The sequence below is a fragment of the Bryocella elongata genome (genome assembly GCF_900108185.1).
GTDB classification, from domain to species: domain Bacteria; phylum Acidobacteriota; class Terriglobia; order Terriglobales; family Acidobacteriaceae; genus Granulicella; species Granulicella elongata.
The window spans coordinates 369,215-389,203 of record NZ_FNVA01000001.1; the positions used below are offsets into that span (position 1 = coordinate 369,215).

The window sequence follows — 19,989 nt, forward strand, 5'->3', positions numbered from 1 at the left end:
ATCGCTACGTATTGAGCAGCGAGAGCACTGCTGCGGCGGCGCGTTCCGGTTCGATCTCCAGGATGCAGTGGGGTTCCTGGGCTTCGCAACCCTGCTCGCAGCCGGGAAGACCATGCGCGGGACGCAGCAGCAGGGCGCGGTCTGTGAAGGGGCGAAAGCGATCCGGGCTGTTGGGGTGGGCCGGATCGCCGTCCTCGGGATGCGGGGAGAGCGTGACCATCGCGCAGCCCATTGCCGCGGCGATGTGGCCCACGCCGGTGTCGCTGCCCAGGAAGACCCGGCAATGGGAGAGCGCCGCTGCGACCTCGATCAGCGTGAGCCTTTCGAGGGGAACGGCATCCGGCACCGCGGCCAGAATGGCCTCTGCGGTGGAGCGAGTGGAAGGGTCGGAGAAGATGACGATCGATACGGGCCGCTGACGGCGCATGGCCGTGATGGCCGCGATGAAGGATGCGGCTGGCCATCTGCGCTTGGGGGCTCCAGCAGGGAGACCGATCGCGATCACGGGAGCTTCGGCGTCCTGTCGGAGATGCAGCGAGAGCGCCTCCGGCATCCTGGCCTGCGGCACGAGATGCGGGGGCGTAATTTCTGCAGTGCAGCCGAGCGGTACGGAAAGTGCTGCAGCACGGAGCGCTTCGTGCTGCAGCGGGCCAGCGGGCAAGACCTGCGTAAAAGCCTTGTCGAAGCCCCGGTTGAAGCGCAGCCGGTCGGGAGTGGTGTCGTCCTCGTAGCCGATGCGGATGGGCGCGCCGCTGAGGACGGTGAGAAGGGTCGCCATGCTGACGTCGGCATCCCAGCGCGGACAGAGGGCGGCGTCGAAGCTGCGGCCCTTGAGCTCTTTGCGGGCAAAGCGGCATGCGGCCAGGCAGGCGCTGACCAGCTGGAACCGGGGGCGGCGAACGACGCGGGGCAACGCAAGAACCTGGTTCACGGCGGGAGACATGCGGAAGACGTCCGCGAGCTCTTCACGCGTGAGTACAGTGATCTCTGCCACGGGGAAGCATCGCCGAAGGCGCTCGATGAGCGGCAGCGTCAGTACGGCGTCACCGATACCATCAAGGCGGACGATCAGCACGCTGCGCAGTTGGGGCGAAGCGGGCAACTTCTTTCGCCGGGCCAGCCAGCCTGCAAGCAGCGTCGGAGCGCGAAGGCCGACGAAGATCTGGAGATCCTGCAGAAGGCGGCGCAGCGTGTTGCCGCTGGACCGCGTGCTGACGCTGGACCGCGTGCTGACGCCAGGCTTCGCTTCGGGGGGCACAAGACAAGTGTCGCAGATGCGAGAGGCGTGGCGGGTTTGCGCCGCGTCAACGGGGGAAAGGATAATGGGCTTATCTCCACGGGAGCGTTGCGATGGCTGCGACAGAGACGGTCTCCATCCGGGAACGCCTGCGGAGTTTTGGCGGGAGTTCCCGACGTAGCGCCGTCCTGAAGGGGACGGCTTCAGCCGCTTTGGCCAAGGTGCTGACGACGGCGGTGAGTTTTGTCAGCCTGCCACTGTGTGTCCGATACTTCGGGGCAGAGCGCTACGGCGTCTGGGTCACGATCCTTTCCACCTCGGCATGGCTGGCGGTCTTCGAGTTCGGTCTCACCGACACCATTACCAACATGATCTCGGCGGCGCATGCGCATGATGATCGCGAGTCGGCTGCGCGTTATGCGACCAACGCGGTGGCGATTGCTTTCTGCTTCGCTCTCCTGCTTTTTGGCATCGGGCTGCTGATCTGGCCGCACATCGACTTCGCACGGCTGCTCAATGTCCACGGCGCGGGACTGCCTGCGGAGGTCTCGCGCACGGTCGCAGTGGCATGCTCGCTGGTGCTGCTCACGCCCATGTGCACGGTGGGGCTCAAGATCCTCTCGGGCTACCAGCAGACGCATGTGGCCAACACGGCGACGTCGCTGGGTGCGCTGCTGTCGTTGGTGGGGCTGCTGATCGGCGTCTCGATGCGAGCGTCGATGCCGGTGCTGTTCCTTGCGTCGAACGGCGTGCTGACAGCGTGCGGCGTGCTGACCCTGGTGTGGACGCTGCTGATCTCGAAGCCGTGGTTGCGGCCTCGGGTCCAGCATCTGAGCCCGGAGATTGCCCGCGGTCTTCTCAGCACGGGGCTGCCGTTCTTCCTGATCCGGCTGGCCAGCGTGGTGGTGTTTTCGACCGACAACGTGATCGTCAGCCACTACCTTGGAGCGGCGCAGGTGACGCCCTACAGCGTGGCGATGCGGGTCGTCATGTACGCGCAGCTGATCCCGGCGTTTGTATTTCCGTCGCTGTGGGCTGCGTATGCAGAGGCCAACGCGCGGGGCGAGTTCGACTGGATCCGGCGCAACTACCGCCGCACGATGGCCATCAGCACGGCGCTTACGATTGCTCCGCTCATCGTGCTGGTGTTCGCGGGCCGCTGGATCATTCGCCTGTGGGCTGGACCCGTAGCTGTGCCCAGCGAGGCCCTGCTGCTGATGATGGCGGTGTGGGCGGTCGTCTCGGGCATGACCGGCGTGCAGTCCTGCCTGCTGGGCGCGGTGCAGCGGAACCGGCTGCAGGCGATCGTCAGCCTTCTTGCTGCTGGAGCGAACCTTGCGCTGTCGATCTTCCTGGTGCAGCGCTTCGGAGCGATTGGAGCGGTGGAAGGAACGCTGCTGTCCTATACGCTGATCCTGGGTCCGCAGAGCTTTGAGGTCAGGCGATACTTCCGGGACCAGTTCAAGCGGCCCACGGCGGAGACGCTTACTCTCTGAGGTGTTTCATGGGATGGGCACTAGCCTGCCGTGCGCACGGAGCCTAGCTAGTCTTCGATCCCATAGAGAAGACGGCAGATGCTCGCGACCCCCAAAGCGGGCGAGAACGCAGCGCTCAGCGTGGAGCTATCGATCAGAGCCTTGGCGCGACGCTTCTCTGCCGGGCGCGCCAGGAGCGCACCTAAGGCTTCTGCGATGGCGTTGGGCGCAGGAGCGGAGAAGACGGCATGCGACGCCGCTGTGGCCAGCTCTGCGAGACCGTCGACCGAGGTCAACAGGGCGGGGCAGCCCGCGGCGATGGCCTCCAGGGGAGCAATGGCAAGTCCTTCGTGCAGCGAGGGCATGGCGAAGAGGTCGCTGGCCCATAGCCAGGGAAGCACGTCTGCCTGCGAGCCGGCGAACCGCACGCGGTCGGAGATGCCGAGAGCTGTCGCGTGGCTTCTCTCGGGCGCGTCAGGCTGTTCGCGTCCCACGTGGAGGTAGACGAGGTCTTTGCCGGTGGGTAGGAGGGCGAGAGCTTCGAGCAGCGCCCCGTGGTTCTTGGCTTCGTTACAGTTTCCAATGGTCAGGATGGCGGTTGTATCGTCATCGAGGCCGAGTTGCTGCCTCGCCGCCTGGCGTTCCGCGACAGTGGGAGGCCGGAAGCGGGCGGTGTCGACCCAGTTCGTGATTCTGACGCCCCGGTTGTGGAAGCGATGGGCTTCGTTGGCTGCCACGGCATCGCTGACGAAGCCGAATCGCGCTCCCATGAGCCTCAGGAACGCTCGTTCGGCGATCTTGCGTGCCCTAAGCTTTCCAGTGAAGTGAAAGGAGTTGTGCATCGTCAGGGCAAGTCGGCGCACGCCTGCGCTTCGCGCGAGGAGGGCGAAAAGCGGGGAAGCCTCCTCGGTGTGGAGGTGGACGACGTCGAATCGCCCATCCCGACAGAGACGCTGAAAGCCGGTGACGAACTCTGTGCTGGGGAGATATCGGCGCGATGAGCGGAAGGGCAGGTGGTGGACGGCGTACCCTGCCTCGATGAGTCGGGGTGCGAGCGGGCCTACCTCGGGAGCGGTCGCCAGGATCTCGCTGCAGACCCCATGGCGAGACCATTCACGAGCCGAGGACAGGAACATCATTTCCATCCCGGAGGGCTGAAGGCCGGCCATGACGTGAAGCACGCGCGTATTTGTTGACGGGGTCATCAAACTTCAGTTTTCCGAACGCGCTGAGTGCACGCAGGCGCCGAGTGTGTCGATGGTACTATCAACGAAAGCACCCCCATCCGTTTTGCCAACGCGTCACGTTGCCGTTGTAGCTTTGACTTTCTATGGAGTTGCGGACCGATGCTCCGATCATCAGGTCTTGGAGGATCAGCACCGTAAATCATGCCGTATGACCCTCTACAGGATGTGACTTCCCGGTCGGCCAGCACACATCGCCGGAGTGCATTTCGCCGCGAGATGCATCTCTCCGACGCTCTGGTGATCCTGCGCAAGAAGCTCTGGCTTATCGTGGGCTGTGTGGTTGTGGGTGTGGGCCTTGCGGTCCTGCTGACCAGCCTCATGCAGCGGCGTTTCAGCTCCACGGTGACGATTGAGGTTCACAAAGAGGGCGGCACGAGCCTGAGCCTCGAGGATCTCTCGGGAGCGGGGCAGCAGCTGATCGGTGGAGATCAGCTTAGCGTGGACCTCCTGACCCAGCAGGCTGTCATCGGAAATGAAAACATTGCGATGAAGGTGCTTGAGGACCTGGGCCTGACGAACTCGCAGCCGTTTCTGGCCCTGCGCCCGGCCAATGCCACCGCCTCAGGCCAGTCTCTGCTGGAGACGGACCCGACCTACCGCGACTCCGCTGTAAATCTGTTCCAGTCCCGTCTGAAAATTACGCTGGTGAAGGGGACGCGGCTGGTCAATGTGACCTACACGGACGCAGACCCAAAGCAGGCTGCGCGGGTGGCGAATGCGGTCGTCGAAGCGTACCTGATCTCTTCCACGCAACAACGTTACGACGCGACCTCGAAGACGTCCGCGTGGCTGACGAATCAGCTGTCCGATCTGAAGAACAAGGTTGCGGAAAGTCAACGCCGGGTGGATGACTTCCGGCAGAAGGTGGGCATCATCGGCGCGCCGACGATGTCGAGCGCCGGAAGCCCGCAGGTGGGGTCTGACCTTGGCTCCGTCGAACTGGCTCGCCTGAATGACCTGAACGCGCAGCTGACCGCCGCGGAAACCGTTCGGATTGCCGCTGAAGCCGCTTACCGGATGACGCAGTCCCGCGATGCGGACGTGGTGCTGGGGATTGACTCCAGCCAGCTGAACGGCGCACCGGGGGCCCTGGCGTCGCTCGACACTGTGCGGCTTCACCAGCTGCGCACACAGACCGGACAGCTCGAGGTGCAGATCTCAGCGGAGACGCAGAAGTATGGCCCGCGAAACCCGGCGATTCTGTCTCTGAAGAGTGAGCTCGCCGAGCTGCAGCGACAGACGAATGAAGAGATCTCCCGGGTGGGCAATCAGGCCGCCCGCAACCTGGATCTGGCGCGCAAGACGGAAGATGGCCTTCTCCAGAGTGTCGATCGCGAGAAGCTGCGCCTCGGTCACATGACCACGAGCGCCGATCAGCTTCTGCTGCTGGAGCAGGAGGAGACGTCCAACCGGACGCTTTACCAGGATCTCTACGGCAAGCTCGAAGCTGCCAACATTTTGGCTGGAGCGAAGTCGTCGAACGTGACGATTGTGAATCCCGCCCGGGTGCCGTCGGGGCCTTCGCGTCCTCAGCCGGTGCAGAACATTGCGTTGGGCTTCCTCGCCGGCCTGGCGACGGGCCTCTTCCTGGCCTTTGCGACGGCGTATCACAATGACGTGCTTTCCACCCCGGAAGAGGTTGCGAGTCTGACGTCCCTGCCGTTGCTGGGACTTGTGCCGCAGGCGGGTAAGAGACGCCGCTGGGCGTACGCGTATCCGTATGCTCCGACCAAGAAGGCCGATGCGGCCGCAGAGTCCGAAGGCAAGTTCGCGTGGGTGCTCAAGGCGCCGCGTTCCGTGGTGGCCGAGGCCTGCCGGCAGATACGTACGGCGATTCTCCTGAGCCGGGCCGAACAGCCTCGCACGTTGTTGTTTACAAGCTCCTTCAGTGGAGAGGGCAAATCCACGCTGACCTCGAACATGGCTTTCGCCTTCGGTCTGCAGGGCAGTCGCGTGCTGCTGATGGATGCCGATATGCGACGCCCGACGTTGCACACGAAGCTCGGTTTGACCAACGGATCCGGGCTGAGCCAGTGCCTCACGAGCGATATTGATCCGGCATCGGTGATTCAGGTGCACCCCGACATGGATAAGGTGCATGTGATGACTTCGGGACCTGTGCCTCCCGCTCCTTCGGAGCTGCTCGGGTCGCCGCGGTTCGTCAAGCTGCTGGAGCAGATGAAGAAAGAGTACGACTACGTCTTCATCGATTCTCCGCCGGTGTTGCTCGTGACCGATGCGGTGCTTACGTCCACACTGGTCGACGGTGTCATTCTGGTGGTACGCTCCGGCGTAACCCGCCGCACGCCGCTGCGACGAGCGCTGGAGCAGCTGGCGCCATCGCGCAACAGATTGCTCGGTCTGATCCTGAACGCCGCGGACATCGAGTCGAGCGAGTTTGGCGGGGGATACAAGTACTACGGGGACAGCACCTACTATGAGGACTCCGATGCGTAGCCGCCCATCGTATCGATCGGTTACCGCGGCCGTGCTGCTGCTGGCTGCGGGCATTGCCGGGGCACAGTCCAGCGACGGCAGCGTGTCGTCCGATCCGGCGATCCAGGTTCCTCGCCAGACTGCAGTCCCGCAGCTTCCTGAAGCTGGCATCTCGCTCGTGCCGCAGGATCTTGCCACCCTGAAGCTCGAGCCAGGCACACTCATCCGCTTCAGCGTGTATGACGCTCCGGAGATGTCGGCGTCATTGCGGGTCGCTCCTGACGGCTCGGTGAATGTGCCGCTCGCGGGGGTGGTGCAGGTTGGAGGAATGACTCTTCCCGAGGCGCGGCAGGCGCTCGAGGCGGCCCTGCTCAAGGGTGAGTACTTTGTCCATCCGCAGGTATCGCTCGACGTCGCCCAGGTTGCGCCTGCGGCCGTAACGATGACCGGAGAGGTGCATACCCCGGGCCGATTCCAGATTCTCTCCCCCATATCGCTGCAGGCCGCGCTGGCCCAGGCGGGTGGCGAGACGGAGAACGCTGGCGTCACGATCGATATCCATAGGGCGAAGGCGCCGGCTGACGTGTTGGAGCATGTTTCCAATGCCAGGGCCGATCAGAACGCGTTCAATGCGATTCAGATCGCACCGGGCGATTCCGTTGATGTTCGCCGTGCCGGCGTCATCTACGTGCTGGGCGCGGTGCACCGTCCGGGCGGCTTCATGATGCTCAACCGCGGCTCGCTCGATGTGATGGAAGCGCTGGCTCTGGCGCAGGGGACGTTGCTCGAAGCTGCAACGGGCTCCATCCGCATCCTGCATCGGAACGGTGATGGATTCACTGAGGAGAAGTTTGAGCTCGATCCCTCCACGAAGGGCAAACGGCCCACGCTGGCGCTTCACGATACGGACATCGTTTACGTGCCGCCGAGCTTCGTGAAGACGATCCTGGTCAACGGGTCTTCGATCATCGGCGCTGCTACCTCGTCCATCATCTACCGTGTGTACTGAGGGTGGTTCTACGTCCGGCTCGGGGCGGCCTGCAACGTTGCCTCGGTTTGCTCTGGATCGTCCTCCTGGAGCCGTACCGCGTCGCGTCGCTCTGCTGACGAACTTCCTTCCCCCATACCGCATCCGCATGCTGGAGATGCTGGCGGGCGGCCTGCACGAGCTTCGGATCTTCGTTTCGGTGAAGATGGAAGGCAATCGCGACTGGACGCCCGACTGGGGAACGCTGGATGTCACCGTACAGCGCAACGTCTCCTTCGCGAAGACCTTCGGGCAGGCTGGCACGTTCCGCGAGCACTCCACCATCCACGTTCCATGGGACACGATTCCGCAGCTCGCCTTGTGCGATCCTGACGTGGTCATCGCCGCGGAGTTTGGCATGCGGACCGTGCAGGCGGCCCTCTACTGCTGGCTGTACAGCAAGCCGCTCATTGTGTGGGCGACGCTGAGCGAGGTGACGGAGCGGCATCGTGGCAGGATGCGTGACCGGCTCCGGCGGGTGCTCGTCCACTTCGTGACTCGCGTGCTGGTCAACGGCACCAGCGGAGCGCGGTACATCGCAGGCCTGGGTTTCCCCTCGACTCACATTCACCTCGTACCGCAGGCGACCGACAACGCGATCTTTGCCGGGTCTGCCGAACGGGCTCCGGGTGATGTCACACGGCTGCTCTACACCGGTCAGCTGATCGAGCGGAAGGGGCTGGATCGCATGCACGCGGCGCTGTGCCGGTGGTGTGACGCTCATCCGGACCGGCGCATCCACTGGACGCTGGTCGGTGGCGGACCATTGCGTGAGTCCATCGCGGTGTGGGAAGGCCCCGCGAACTACGAGCTGCAGCTCATCGATGCGTTGCCGTTTGGGGAGCTAGCCGCGCAGTATCGGGCCGCCGACCTCTACGTGCTTCCGACGCTGGCAGACGAGTGGGGCCTGGTGGTGAACGAGGCGATGATCGCTGGCCTCCCGGTGCTGGGCAGCCTCGCCAGCCAGGCGGTGCTGGACATGGTGGTCGATGGCATCAGCGGCTGGACCTTCGATCCCGATCAGGCGACCGAGGTTGATCGTGCGGTGTCGCGGGCACTGTCAGCTACCGCGCAGGAGCTCGACACGATGCGGCTGGCCGCGATCGAGACGGCATCGCCGCTCGATCAGCGCAACATGGCGGACCGTATTCTGATCGCCATCAAAGCGGCAGCCCTCTCAGAGGCGGAGCCGACGGCATGAACATTCTCGTGGTCCACAACCGCTATGCCTACGCCGGTGGTGAGGACGAGGCCTTTGCCACGGAGATCGAGCTGCTGCGAAGTCATGGGCACAACGTCGTCACGCATGTGCAGGACAACAAAGTCATCGCCGACGTCTCCCGCATGTCGGTGGTGCGGCGTGCCTTCTGGAGCTCGGAGGACTACAAAGCGGTTCGCGGGCTTATTCGGCAGCACAACATCGATGTGATGTCGGTGCACAACTTCTTTCCCCTCATCTCTCCTGCGATCTTCTATGCGGCCGCAGCCGAGAAGGTGGCGAGCATCCAGACGCTGCACAACTACCGCCTGCTTTGTCCGGGAGGGACCTTCCTGCGCGACGGCAAGGTGTGCGAAGAGTGTCTCGGCTCGGCGCTGCCCTGGAAGGCCGCATTGCATCGCTGCTATCGCGGAAGTCGCGTGCAGAGCGCGGTCACGGCAGGCATGCTGTCGTCGCATCGGCTCCTGGGAACATGGAGCCACATGGTGACGCGGTACCTGGCTCTTACGGCGTTCATGCGGGACAAGATGATCGCCGGCGGCCTGCCTGCGGAGCGCATTGTGGTGAAGCCGAACAGCGTCGAAGAGACGGGCCTGGGCACTGGTGAGGGCGATGATTTTCTCTTCGTTGGCCGCTTGTCTCCGGAGAAGGGCGTCGATGTGCTGCTGCGGGCGTGGGGGAAGCTGCGGGCGAGTGGCGCGGCTGGCGTCCCCCGGCGGTTGCGGATCGTGGGCACCGGGCCGAAGGAGATAGAGCTTCGAGCGGCTGCCAGCGGTTGGCCCGAGGTGCGGTTCCTCGGTCACCTCCCGGGCGCCGCTGTGCGTGAGGAGATCGGCAACGCTGCTGCGGTGATCCTGCCCTCGATCTGGTACGAAGGCCTGAGCCGCGTCATGACGGAGGCATTTTCGAAGGGCACTCCGGTGATCGCTTCGGATATCGGGCCGATTGGCGCAGCGGTGCGGCCGGGGGACAACGGTGTGCTGTTCCGGGTGGGAGATGATGCTGATCTTGCCGAGGCGCTTGCGAGGTTTCCTGCGCGCGGAGATGCGCTCAGCCAGCTGCGTTCCGGCGCCCGGGCAGACTTCGATCGGCAATATGCGAGCGGAGTCGTCTACGCACAGCTGATGGAGATCTATGCCGCGGCCATCGCCGAGGTGCGCGGCGGCTCTTGAATTCGAGAAGGGCCCCGGTGAGCAACGCAGGCGGGACAAACCAATCCAGAGAGCCGATCAGCAGCGTAAGTACATCAAGCGTCCGGGGAGAACTGCAGGTTGGGCACTGCTCGCCGAGTTCGGCCACTTTGCTGCTTGGTTTAGCGTCCGCTCCCTCTGCCAGCCGGCCTCGGAGAGCGTCTGGGCGGAATCCGCATCTATCTTGAGACACAGTTGTATCCGGCCCAGAGCATTGCACGGGCGAATCCGGGAAGAGCGAGGCTCGAATGGCAGGGAAGTTGTGGACGAGGAGGCGGTTGCTTCGGCGAGGCGTGCTGGCGGCTGCCGCCGCGGGGTCGCCTCTGTGGGCCCAGACGGCCAGGGCTCTCCGCCAGGTCGCAGCCGGCGGACCATGGCTGATCGGCGGCGTGACGAGCAATGCTGTCATCGCCAAGGACCCGGAGTTTGTCTCCCGGCTCCTGCGGGAGTGCAATGCTGTGACCGCGGAGGCAGAGTTCAAGTGGACCAGCCTCAGCCACAGCCCGGACGTCTATGACTTCAAACAGGCGGATGCGTTCCTTGCCTGGGCGGAGAGCCAGAAGCTCGTCTTTCGCGGTCACAACCTGGTCTGGCCCGGCAGCGGTACGCCGGATTGGGTTCGGGGCCGCATCTCGTCCTCCAATGCGAGCTCGATGCTGGAGCACCATATCCGAACCGTGGCGGGCCGCTATGCCGGGCGAGTGTACTCATGGGATGTGCTGAACGAGGCCTTGAACGTGTGGGACAAGCGTCCGGATGGCCTCGCGAGCTACCCGTGGGCGCAGTATCTCGGCCAGGAATATGTGGACACGGCACTCCACGTGACGGCGGAGGTGGATTCGAAGGCTCGACTCATCTGGAACGAACACTACCTGGAGTCCGATGACCATGGCGACCAGGTGGACCGCGACCTGTTCCTTACGCAGCTTCGCCGGCTTCGCAAGGCAAACGCGCCATTGCACGGGATTGGCATTCAATCCCATATCTTTGCCGACAAGCCGGTGGCAACGGCGCGAATGCAGAGCTTTCTTGGCGAGGTTCGATCGCTGGGGTATGAGGTTCAGCTCACCGAGATTGACGTCAATGACACGAGCCTGCCGGCCGACCCGGCCACGCGCGACGCTGCCTGCGCAGATGCTCTGCGACGATACCTCGATGTCGTTCTGCCGCTGGCGCAACCCACAGTGATCTCCTTCTGGACGCTCTCGGACAGGTACAACTGGCTGGACTGGGCGGCGGGATTTGCGCCGAAGTACCGGCGGGTCGATGGCCTGAAGCATCGTCCAGGGCTCTTCGACGCAAATCTCCAACCGAAACCGGAGTATGAGGTTGTCGCCGCGGCGCTGGAGCGTTACGGCCGCCCGGCGCCGTTGACCGGTCGATCGAAAGGGGCGGGCCGGGGCTGACGCGGACGCACGTTGCTGTATTCAAGTCGCACACCGCAACCGGTTTCGTAGAACGGTACACTGAAAGAAGTGATATCAGAGCGTGGATTTAGGCGCCTCTCATGACCCGATCGTTCAGGACCCTGGAAACTTCATGTTTGATGTGCATCATCACCTTCTATACGGGCTGGATGACGGTCCGAAGACGCTGGAAGACTCCATCGCGCAGGCTGAAGCTGCTGCGGCCGACGGTATTACCCACGTCGTTTGCACGCCCCACGCGAGCCATCGATACGACTTTCTGCCTGAGGTAAATGCGGAGCGTCTGGCGGAGCTCCGTGCCGTGCTCGCGGAGCGCAACATCCCGTTGACGCTGGCGCAGGGGTGCGACTTTCATATCACGTACGACAACATCGAGGATGCGAAGAAACACCCTTCGCGCTACAGCATCAATGGGAAGCAGTACATCCTGATTGAGCTCCCCGAGCAGTTTCTGCAGAATGCGGTATCCAATGCGCAGACGGAGCTGATGTCGGCGCGAATGATCCCGGTGCTCACGCATCCGGAGCGGAACATGAGCATTCAGCGCGATCCGGGGCGGATTCGTCACTGGGTCGCGGACGGAATGCTGGTGCAGGTCACGGCTGGATCGCTGTTGGGCGAGTTCGGTAAGACTGCCAGGGCCATCTCGAACCGATACGTGGAAGATCACTGGGCAACGATCGTGGCGACCGATGCCCATAACACGACAAGCCGTCCGCCCAACCTGCGGCCCGCGTATCAGTACCTGTCTCAGAACTTCGGTGAGGAGACTGCCCGGCGTCTCTGCATTACGAATCCGCAGCGCATCTTCGAAGGCGAAGCGTTGGGGCCGCAACCGTATCCTCGAGGCATCGACGATCACGACGAACCGAGCGGGGGTTTCCGGGGTGGATTTCTACGCCGCTTGTTCGGCAGGTAAGCTGACGGTCGTATCGGAGTTCCGGTCGTGACCTGTTTCGTTTAGGCTGGAGCTATCCCATGCAAGCCACCACCACTGATCTGGAACAGCCTAAGGGCGGCGTGTCGCCGAAACCCGAGCGGATAGCGGTTCTGCTCGCCTGCCACAATCGCCGTGAGATGACCCTGCGCTGTCTGGAGGCCCTGCTTCAACAGAGGCTTCCCGACTGTGAGCTGGAGATCTATCTCGTGGATGACGGAAGCTCCGACGGCACGGGAGAGGCAGTCGCCGAGCGCTTTCCGCAGGTGCATATCCGCAGGGGCTCCGGGAAGCTGTTCTGGAACCGCGGGATGCACCTTGCATTTTCGATGGCCCTGCCCGAAGACTTCGACTACTACCTGTGGGTAAACGACGACACCATCCTGGGTGAAGGTGCCCTGGCTCTGGAGGTCGAGACCGCAAGGGAGCTCCATCGTCGTGGCATCGAAGCGATCGTTACCGGCAGCACGGCAGATGCTGTGACGGGCGAGTTCACCTACGGCGGCCTGGTGCGCCGCAGCCGTTGGATTCCGCCGCTGTTCCGGCATCAACATCCAGATCCCAAAGAGTCATTGCCCTGCGTCACGATGAACGGGAACTGCACGTTGATCCCGCGTTCCGTGGCAAAGGTTGTGGGGAATATCGACCCGCACTACAACCACAGCTTCGGCGATATCGACTATGGTCTGCGGGCCACAGCTGCCGGATTTGCTGTGTATGTTGTGCCGGGCTACATCGGAACCTGCAGCGAGAACAACTACGACGGCACGTGGATGGACGAGAGCCTCCCATTGCGCCGGCGCTGGAAGCAGATGCAGTCGCCGAAGGGCTCATCCTGGCGGGAGTGGTCGTACTTTTCGCGCCAGCATATGGGCGTGCTGTGGCCGCTTTACGCCACTTCGCCTTACGTCAAGCTGGTCTTGAAGTGCCTCGTACGGGGAAAGATCTAGGCGACTCACCGGCTCATCGCGACGTCAGGCCTGGGGTACTGGGTCGAAGATGGCGTGCGCGGGTTCCGCCTCTGCATCCAGCGCATCCTCCGTGATGTCCGTGGCCTCCTGCTCGAGAGCAAACTCGGCAGAGGTCAGGCCGTTGGCCATGGCTGTGAGCGCCACAAGCTCTCCTGTGTAGCAGTAGGGGATACCAAACGTAAAGAGTGCGGCGGTGACGATGACCCAGGCGGCGGGATCTGGAAACAGCAGCGCGTCGTCGTCATTTCGCCAGATGCTCCACAGCGGGCGGAGCATGATGGCCAGCAGCAGCAGGGTTCCCAGCACGCCCAGCCGCAGGTACTGATTGACCAGTTCATTGTGCGGCGGGAGATTCGTGTATGTTCCCGTATCGATGTCGAGTCGTGTGTAGCCGGTTCCCATCGGCTGTCCCAGGAGGGTGTCGAAGATGCCGCCCTCCTGCTCGATGGATCGCTGCCAGCTTTCAAGCCGCCAGGTGAAGGTGCCGCTGTTGGTTGCGCTGTCCTGCAGATCGGCTACGAGACGCGCCCGCAGGCTGGAGGAGAGGCCGAGCACCAGCACGCCTCCCAAGGCAGAGAGGCAGAGCGTCTTGACGAGGACGCGAAAGACAGAGCGGTCGAGAACAAACGCCGTCAGCACACCCACTACGAGCATCGCCCAGACCGTACGGTGTTGCAGGAGAATCGTCACCGCCGTGAAGATTGAAGCTGCAACGAACATCCACCGGCTTCCTCGCCGTTCGTATACCCACCAGAAGGCGGCGAAGATGACGGAAAGCATGATCGAAGCAGCAGCAGGGGCTTCGATTGCGCGGTCGATGTAGTTCGTGGGGTCGAGACTCGCCATATCGACCCCAATGGGAAGTCCGGCATAGTGCAGTGCCACAACGCCAACGAGAAACGCTGCGAACAGGATGTCAGCACGCACAATCTTGCGGATGACGTTGCGATCGTGCGGCACGGTAATGAAGTAGATGACCGCCACGATCTCGGAGATAAAGCCTCGCGCTTCCGTACCCGTGGTCGTGACGCCAAAGTGTGCGAAGCCGCGTGCCACGCTGAAGAGGAAGATGCCGATGTATGACAGGACTGTGAGGCTCAGCGCGTTGAAACGCAGCTCCCAGACGCGCGAGCGGATCGCACCGGCGGCCAGCAGGCAGATATTGAGGAGATCGATGGGGAAGAAGTGGATTCCGGCAAAGCGTGCGGAGTCCTCTCCGAACGTATAGGCGGCGGCAGACACGAAAAGTAATGCATACCATCCGCCCAGAAAGTTCCGAACGAAGAAGCGAATGATACTGATGAGAATGAGGAGGCCGACCGGGGCAAGCAGGATCATGCTGGCACTCCCGAGGCGGGGAGTGCAGAGCCTGTAAGTCGAATCGCGATACTGTTTTCGAGTCCGGTCATACGCCTAGTCAGAGCCGCTTCTCGGGCCGCATGGATCGCGTTTCAATTCCTGCACGCGGGAAGCTGTATTAAGGAAGCATAACGTGAGAGCGGTAGAGTCGTAGCCTGCGACGAGACTCTGTCGGCTCTTGATGCGACGGTTTTCCAATGCCGTCTCGCCTTTTCTCCATGACACCGCGACTTGATTCTGCAAATTGGCGTCAAACCGGTTAACTCGCGTTACGCCATAGCTACCGATTTTGCTCTTTGCATTTGCTGCAAAGCGTCCGTCGGAGGCCAACATCAACGGAATCAAGAGCATCCGGTGTTGTAATGGAGAGGGAACCACCTTAGGCCGGGGATGCTTCCACGCCAGAACCCGGCTTATCGCGCTAGCTTGCCCTTCGAGTGACGGGCCACCAGACTCAGGTACAAGGAGGGGCATGGCGATTTTGACCGTGGGGCTGCCAGTAAACAGAGCCATGCCATACCTGCCGGAATCTGTAGAAAGCCTGCTCTCCCAGACCTGCGAGGACTTTCGCATCCTCGCGGTTGTGGGGGACGGCAGTGACGGAAGTCTGGATTATCTTTACAGCCTTCGCGATCCGCGCCTTCGCGTCGTAGAGCGGCCGGGGCTGCGGTTGAGCCGCACCCTCAACTACATGCTGGAGACTGCGGAGACGCCGTGGCTGATGCGCCACGACGCCGACGACATTGCCTATCCTCAGCGGGTAGAGAGGACTCTCGAATACATTCGGCGTCACGGTGATGCAGGGTTACTGCCAGCTTTGGCGGAGTATTTCCCGCCGGGACAGTCCATCGGGACCTTTCGGGCTTCGCGCGGCACGAGTGATGAGCTGCGGTCGATCGTTGAGCGAGGATACCTGTTGAGCTTCTGTCATCCAGCGGCGACTCTCAACATCGCCTGCACAAAGAAGGTCGGGGGCTATCGCGAGACGTTGAACCGGGCTGAAGACGCGGACTTGTGGTGGCGTATTGCGCGCAGTGCCGAGATCCGGATCATCCCGGAGACGCTGGTGGGCTACCGCCAGCACGGTGGTCAAGCGACGACGCTGGCCATGAAGCAGAACGCCATCGACCTGCTGTATGTGCAGTACCTGTTGCTCTCGGAGCTGTGGGGGCTTCGGCCGCTTCCACAGACGGAGGTCGTCTCGACGCTGGAAGACCTGGTGACCCTGCGCGACCTTGTGGCGCAGGAAAATCTTCGCGCGTTGAACATTCGGATGGCAGGCAAGGACCGTATCGGAGCGATGCGCGAAGCGTGCCGGGCGGTCTTGAACTCGCCGGGATACGTACTTCGGAGGTTGCTGGATGAACTGGACCGCACGAGGGTGATCCGCAACGGCATCAATCCGCGTCGTTTCCGTGCGCGGCAGGAGGAACTCTGGCCAGGCCAGAAGCCAGTGCTCGCCGTGCAAGAGACCTAAGAATCGACGTCGAGGAACTTCACGACAGTCTCAGCGAGTAGAGACCGCGAGTCGCTAGGCGTGATCGATGGCGGCACCCTCTTTGACGTCAAGGGCCCTGCGCTGCACGCCCAGGCATTGCAGCAGGATGTGATAAACGAAGCGGGGATTGTTGGTAAGGTAGCGCCGCCAAAGGCGTCGGCGATCCTGTGAGAGCCGGTGCAGCCACTGCATGCCGATCTTCTTCACCCAGCGCGGAGCATCTTTGATGCGACCCGTGTGGAAGTCAAAGGCAGCGCCAACGCCGACCAGAACGCCTGCGTTCAAATACCCGACGAACTCTTCCATGAAGCGTTCCTGCTTGGGTGTGCTGAGGCCGATCCACATGACGTCAGGCTGGCAGTCGTCAATCATGTCCTGCACGTGCGACAGCTCGTCGCTGGTGAGTGGGCGAAATGGCGGAGTATAGACACCGACGATCTGTAGGCCGGGGATGCGCTCGCAAAGCGCTTCCCGGAGACGCTCAGCTACACCGACGTCGCCTCCGTAGAGGAAATGACGCAGACCGTTCGCTACACCGTCCTGGCACATGCGAATCATGAAGTCAGGACCGGAGACCTGTTCCATCGAAAAGCCCTGGTGACGGCCGACCCAAACGGTTGGCATGCCATCCGGCAGTGTGAGGAACGATCGATTCAGGATGGAACGGAGGGCGGTGTCCCGCTGTGCCTCCATGATGCCGTGAACTCCGGTTACGCAAACATAACCTTTGCCCCCTGAACGAATGAGCTGCGTCACGCGCCCCACGGCATCAGGCATGCGGACGACGCTGATCCCGATGCCCAGCACGTTGGCACGCGATGGCGAGCTGTGTTCATGGGTCATGTGAGGCTTCTCCATGAGTCTCTACCCATCACGCAATGCCTCGAAAGAGAGCGGAAGTGGGAAGCGAAGTGACTTCCTCGGATGGCGGAGATCTCAACAGGTCGAGGAGCAAGAACATTTCACGAACAACAGCGACAGTCTAGCATGCGCACAACTGCGGTCGTATGTATCAACATGCGACGAAGTCGCTTGTTTCGTATCAGTTAAGAGAGAAATACACCGATGGAGAGCCACGATGATCACGGTGGAACGAATGGAACGAAGGCCATCGCTTAGGTTGGATGCTTATGTGACCCGATGTGGCGAATCGAGGGAGATCGCAATGGCTCTCACGGAGCGAAGAACATAGCAGGGCTGAAATCTCACGACGCAGAGTTGACTGTTTCGAACAACGTGGGAGGACGTTTGCGCCGCTGAGAGACGACAGACATGTAGATGAGACGGCCGCCTTCCTTCACTTTGAGAAGGGCATCAGTAGAGAGCGCGTGGGTGTGATCGCCTGGAGTTTCAGAGGCGTGCCCGGTCGTGATGCCAGGATCTTTCGTCAAATTGCTTGTCCCGTCCTGTTTTGCATCTTGCTACGTGGAAAGTACGAGGGCATACTCGACTCAGACCTTATCTATCTTGCCCTCAGAGCACAACGGCTTCCCTCAAGCCCCCCACGCCCACTCGTTTTTGAACGTGGTCCTTCCGGAGCTGGATCCTGCTGACCCCCCTTCCGAGCCTAAGAGATTTTCGCTGCGTTCCAACCTGGTTTCCTCTCATGTTGGCGTCTTTCTCCTTCCGCGTGGTTGAGGCGGTTGCATTCGCAACCCTGCTCGGGATGCCGGGCCTTGTTCTCGTCGCTGAGGGTGAGCTCCCGTCGCGGCCGGTCGATCTGCCTGCTATCGTCGCGGAGCCTGTGGCTGGGACGGCTGTGAATCCTCTGCCAGCGCCATCGATGAATCCTGCAGTGACAACTGCGATCGTGCGAGCGGTGTCTCCCTGGAGCGCGATGGTCGAAGGGAAGCTTCCGCTGGGGATGTTGCCCGACGACGATCGAGTGGGTTCGCCGACAGTGCCTATGGACAGCTGGATCTATCCTGCGCTCGAGCGTCTGAGCACCTACGGATTGATTCCATCGCAACAGACCGCCATACGCCCATGGACGCGCCAGGAGTGTCGGCGGCAGGTGACAGAAGCGATGCTTCTGCTTCGGGATATGGAGCTCTCTGACGGGCCTGATGGACAAGCGCGCAGTCTGCTTGCCGCGCTGGACGAGGAGTTGCTGGCCCCTTCTGATGGTTTCAAGGTGGAGACGGTTTATGCTCGCGCCGGCACCATCGCCGGCCCGGCACTGGCGGACAGCTTCCACATCGGGCAGACCTGGTGGAACGACTACGGCCGGCAGCTGGGAAGGGGATCCGACGCCATCGCCGGTGTGTCCATGCGCTGGACGCACGGACGCTTCTTTTTCTACGACCGCCAGGAAGGACAGTATGGCCCGGGCGCCGCTGCCATCAACGCGTCGCAGGCCCAGCTGTTTACACAGCTCGACATGATGTCTGGCAACCCGGTGCCGTCGCCTGCGACCTTCTATGCGACCGCGGCTCAGCCTGCGTACGCGCGACAGCGGCCTCTGGAACTCTATGCCGGAATCGCCTTTGGCGGCAACGAACTTTCGTTTGGAAAGCAGGAGCTCTACTGGGGACCAGGGACGATGGGGCCCTGGTCGTTCTCGATGAACGCCGAGCCCAACTACAACCTGCGCTTCGAGGCCGAACGTCCGCATCCATTTCCGTTTGTGCCGAGCTGGGGTAGCTACCGTTTCTCCCTCGTCTTCGGCAAGCTATCCGGACACCACTTTCCCGCACGGCCCTATTACAACGCTCAAAAGGCGGATTTCACCTTTGGACAAGGCAAGTACGTCGAGATGAGCTTCACCCGGTGGTCGCTCCTTTGGGGGGTAGGGCACCCAATGACCCTCGGCAGCCTGTACCACAACCTCGTCAGCAGCAACTCCGAGGGATCGCAGTACGGATACTTCAACCGCACAGATCCGGGCGATCGCAAGAGTGACTTCGACATGCGGGTCCATGTGCCTGGCTTGAGCCATCTGCTGACGATCTATGCGGATGCCTTCGCGGATGACGAGGTCAATCCCATCGATGCGCCCCGGCGCGTACCCTGGGACGTTGGAATGTATCTGGCCAGTGTGCCGGGTCTGCCCAAGCTTGATTTCCGGCTCGAGGCGGCGACGAGTGAGGAACTGAGCCAGGACGAGGGAGGCCAGCGGTTTTTCATCAACAGCGTTTACCTGGACGCCAACACCAACAAGAGCTTCCTGCTGGGCAATGCCGTTGGCCGGGACGCGCGCGCCATCGAAGGGCGGGTGGGCTACTGGTTTACCGCTAGAACGCGGGTGGAAGCCGGGTATCGCCAGAACAAAGGAGGCACCCAGTACCTTCCCGGGGGCGCAACCATCTCCGATGGTTTCGCTCGTGGAACCTATGCGCTGACCCATGACACCAGTCTGCAGGTCTTTGTGCAGCGCGAGCGTTTCCTGATTCCTTCGTACGAACCGGGTTCGCAGCACAACACGAGTGGCTGGTTTCAGGTGACCTGGACCTCACACTAGGCGAGATCAGAGCCGAAGCGCGCCGTTGGTGTGGTCAAAACGCCACAACGCGCCGTCGCGAAGATATGCATCCAACAGCCTACTGAGTGGATTTCCCCTTTAGGCCGGCCGACGATCAGATCTTCACGAAATTCCCGGAAGACGCTCCTTTTCTCGTGGGGGCAACAGGATTTTTCGTCCGGCAGTAAGTATTACCTTTGTTCCAGATTTGGCTGGCGAAAATTGTTCGATCGTTTTACGATGGTGTGACCAGCAGCCCAGCCGCAGCAGTGCACAATCACTTCCTAAGGAGACGACTCCGATGACAACCATTGTCTGGGTTCTTGCCATCGTCGCAGCGATCTGGGGTGGATCGGTACTTGCTCTTCTCGGCATCGCGTTCTGGGAGACCTTCAGCGACCCGCGCCGCAAGGGCGCGGAGCCAGACCTCGTCCATCCGTCAGCGGGCCGGTTCAGCCGGGTTATGGCTGCCCGCGAGTGGAAGCAAGACTCCGCGACATAGCTTA

General features: G+C 62.2%; 15 protein-coding genes. 11 read left to right on the forward strand and 4 right to left on the reverse strand.

Annotation, left to right across the window (positions count from 1 at the left end; translation table 11 throughout):
• Window positions 1-4: 4 nt before the first annotated feature.
• Window positions 5-1,258, reverse strand: coding sequence for a glycosyltransferase family 9 protein (locus tag C4S68_RS01535; protein WP_103931263.1), 1,254 nt, complete (start codon window positions 1,256-1,258; stop codon window positions 5-7).
• A gap of 92 nt (window positions 1,259-1,350) precedes the next feature.
• Here C4S68_RS01535 and C4S68_RS01540 point away from each other — a divergent pair, with 92 nt between their 5' ends.
• A complete protein-coding gene (locus C4S68_RS01540) occupies window positions 1,351-2,733 on the forward strand; it encodes a lipopolysaccharide biosynthesis protein (protein WP_103931264.1) in 1,383 nt (460 codons plus the stop codon).
• Between the two features lie 47 nt (window positions 2,734-2,780).
• On the opposite strand, the gene C4S68_RS01545 is transcribed toward C4S68_RS01540, so the two are convergent.
• On the reverse strand, window positions 2,781-3,917 hold the full coding sequence (locus tag C4S68_RS01545) for a glycosyltransferase (protein ID WP_103931265.1): 1,137 nt from the start codon (window positions 3,915-3,917) through the stop codon (window positions 2,781-2,783).
• Between the two features lie 258 nt (window positions 3,918-4,175).
• On the opposite strand from C4S68_RS01545, the gene C4S68_RS01550 reads away from it, so the two are divergent.
• The 7 genes from C4S68_RS01550 to C4S68_RS01580 all read left to right on the forward strand — a co-directional run bounded on the left by C4S68_RS01550 (window position 4,176) and on the right by C4S68_RS01580 (window position 13,145).
• A complete protein-coding gene (locus C4S68_RS01550; protein WP_160114950.1) occupies window positions 4,176-6,416 on the forward strand; it encodes a GumC family protein in 2,241 nt (746 codons plus the stop codon).
• Window positions 6,409-7,404 carry a polysaccharide biosynthesis/export family protein gene (locus C4S68_RS01555; RefSeq protein WP_160114951.1) on the forward strand — a complete coding sequence of 332 codons (996 nt, stop codon included), beginning with the start codon at window positions 6,409-6,411 and terminating at the stop codon, window positions 7,402-7,404. The genes C4S68_RS01550 and C4S68_RS01555 overlap by 8 nt, the downstream gene beginning before the upstream one ends.
• A 37-nt stretch (window positions 7,405-7,441) precedes the next feature.
• A complete protein-coding gene (locus tag C4S68_RS01560) occupies window positions 7,442-8,623 on the forward strand; it encodes a glycosyltransferase family 4 protein (RefSeq protein WP_103931268.1) in 1,182 nt (393 codons plus the stop codon).
• Entirely contained in the window at window positions 8,620-9,813 is a 1,194-nt protein-coding gene (locus C4S68_RS01565; RefSeq protein ID WP_103931269.1) for a glycosyltransferase, read from the forward strand. Before C4S68_RS01560 ends, C4S68_RS01565 begins: the two co-directional genes overlap by 4 nt.
• A gap of 266 nt (window positions 9,814-10,079) precedes the next feature.
• The gene (locus C4S68_RS01570) at window positions 10,080-11,237 is read left to right on the forward strand and encodes an endo-1,4-beta-xylanase (RefSeq protein WP_103931270.1); all 1,158 of its coding nucleotides are present in this window, start codon (window positions 10,080-10,082) and stop codon (window positions 11,235-11,237) included.
• Window positions 11,238-11,370: 133 nt separating this feature from the next.
• Complete coding sequence (locus tag C4S68_RS01575) at window positions 11,371-12,177, forward strand: tyrosine-protein phosphatase (protein WP_103931271.1); 807 nt, start codon at window positions 11,371-11,373, stop codon at window positions 12,175-12,177.
• 59 nt (window positions 12,178-12,236) lie between these two features.
• Complete coding sequence (locus C4S68_RS01580) at window positions 12,237-13,145, forward strand: glycosyltransferase family 2 protein (RefSeq protein WP_103931272.1); 909 nt, start codon at window positions 12,237-12,239, stop codon at window positions 13,143-13,145.
• Window positions 13,146-13,169: 24 nt separating this feature from the next.
• Here C4S68_RS01580 and C4S68_RS01585 read toward each other — a convergent pair whose 3' ends face one another.
• Window positions 13,170-14,504, reverse strand: coding sequence for a hypothetical protein (locus tag C4S68_RS01585; protein WP_103931273.1), 1,335 nt, complete (start codon window positions 14,502-14,504; stop codon window positions 13,170-13,172).
• 493 nt (window positions 14,505-14,997) lie between these two features.
• Here C4S68_RS01585 and C4S68_RS01590 point away from each other — a divergent pair, with 493 nt between their 5' ends.
• Window positions 14,998-16,002 (forward strand): glycosyltransferase family 2 protein, encoded by a 1,005-nt coding sequence (locus tag C4S68_RS01590; RefSeq protein ID WP_103931274.1) that lies wholly within the window; start codon window positions 14,998-15,000, stop codon window positions 16,000-16,002.
• Between the two features lie 54 nt (window positions 16,003-16,056).
• Here C4S68_RS01590 and C4S68_RS01595 read toward each other — a convergent pair whose 3' ends face one another.
• Window positions 16,057-16,866, reverse strand: coding sequence for a WecB/TagA/CpsF family glycosyltransferase (locus C4S68_RS01595; protein ID WP_103931275.1), 810 nt, complete (start codon window positions 16,864-16,866; stop codon window positions 16,057-16,059).
• 763 nt (window positions 16,867-17,629) lie between these two features.
• Here C4S68_RS01595 and C4S68_RS01600 point away from each other — a divergent pair.
• Both C4S68_RS01600 and C4S68_RS01605 read left to right on the forward strand, forming a co-directional pair.
• Entirely contained in the window at window positions 17,630-19,483 is a 1,854-nt protein-coding gene (locus C4S68_RS01600) for a capsule assembly Wzi family protein (protein WP_235011283.1), read from the forward strand.
• 301 nt (window positions 19,484-19,784) lie between these two features.
• Window positions 19,785-19,985 carry a hypothetical protein gene (locus C4S68_RS01605; protein ID WP_103931276.1) on the forward strand — a complete coding sequence of 67 codons (201 nt, stop codon included), beginning with the start codon at window positions 19,785-19,787 and terminating at the stop codon, window positions 19,983-19,985.
• The last annotated feature ends 4 nt before the right edge of the window (window positions 19,986-19,989 follow it).

What these genes read in the sequence shown, in the direction of transcription:
- C4S68_RS01540 (WP_103931264.1), top strand. Translation starts at nt 1,351, where the DNA reads ATGGCTGCGACAGAGACGGTCTCCATCCGGGAACGCCTGCGGAGTTTT.
- C4S68_RS01545 (WP_103931265.1), bottom strand. Translation starts at nt 3,917, where the DNA reads ATGACCCCGTCAACAAATACGCGCGTGCTTCACGTCATGGCCGGCCTT.
- C4S68_RS01550 (WP_160114950.1), top strand. Translation starts at nt 4,176, where the DNA reads ATGCATCTCTCCGACGCTCTGGTGATCCTGCGCAAGAAGCTCTGGCTT.
- C4S68_RS01555 (WP_160114951.1), top strand. Translation starts at nt 6,409, where the DNA reads ATGCGTAGCCGCCCATCGTATCGATCGGTTACCGCGGCCGTGCTGCTG.
- C4S68_RS01565 (WP_103931269.1), top strand. Translation starts at nt 8,620, where the DNA reads ATGAACATTCTCGTGGTCCACAACCGCTATGCCTACGCCGGTGGTGAG.
- C4S68_RS01570 (WP_103931270.1), top strand. Translation starts at nt 10,080, where the DNA reads ATGGCAGGGAAGTTGTGGACGAGGAGGCGGTTGCTTCGGCGAGGCGTG.
- C4S68_RS01575 (WP_103931271.1), top strand. Translation starts at nt 11,371, where the DNA reads ATGTTTGATGTGCATCATCACCTTCTATACGGGCTGGATGACGGTCCG.
- C4S68_RS01580 (WP_103931272.1), top strand. Translation starts at nt 12,237, where the DNA reads ATGCAAGCCACCACCACTGATCTGGAACAGCCTAAGGGCGGCGTGTCG.
- C4S68_RS01585 (WP_103931273.1), bottom strand. Translation starts at nt 14,504, where the DNA reads ATGATCCTGCTTGCCCCGGTCGGCCTCCTCATTCTCATCAGTATCATT.
- C4S68_RS01590 (WP_103931274.1), top strand. Translation starts at nt 14,998, where the DNA reads ATGGCGATTTTGACCGTGGGGCTGCCAGTAAACAGAGCCATGCCATAC.
- C4S68_RS01595 (WP_103931275.1), bottom strand. Translation starts at nt 16,866, where the DNA reads ATGACCCATGAACACAGCTCGCCATCGCGTGCCAACGTGCTGGGCATC.
- C4S68_RS01600 (WP_235011283.1), top strand. Translation starts at nt 17,630, where the DNA reads ATGTTGGCGTCTTTCTCCTTCCGCGTGGTTGAGGCGGTTGCATTCGCA.
- C4S68_RS01605 (WP_103931276.1), top strand. Translation starts at nt 19,785, where the DNA reads ATGACAACCATTGTCTGGGTTCTTGCCATCGTCGCAGCGATCTGGGGT.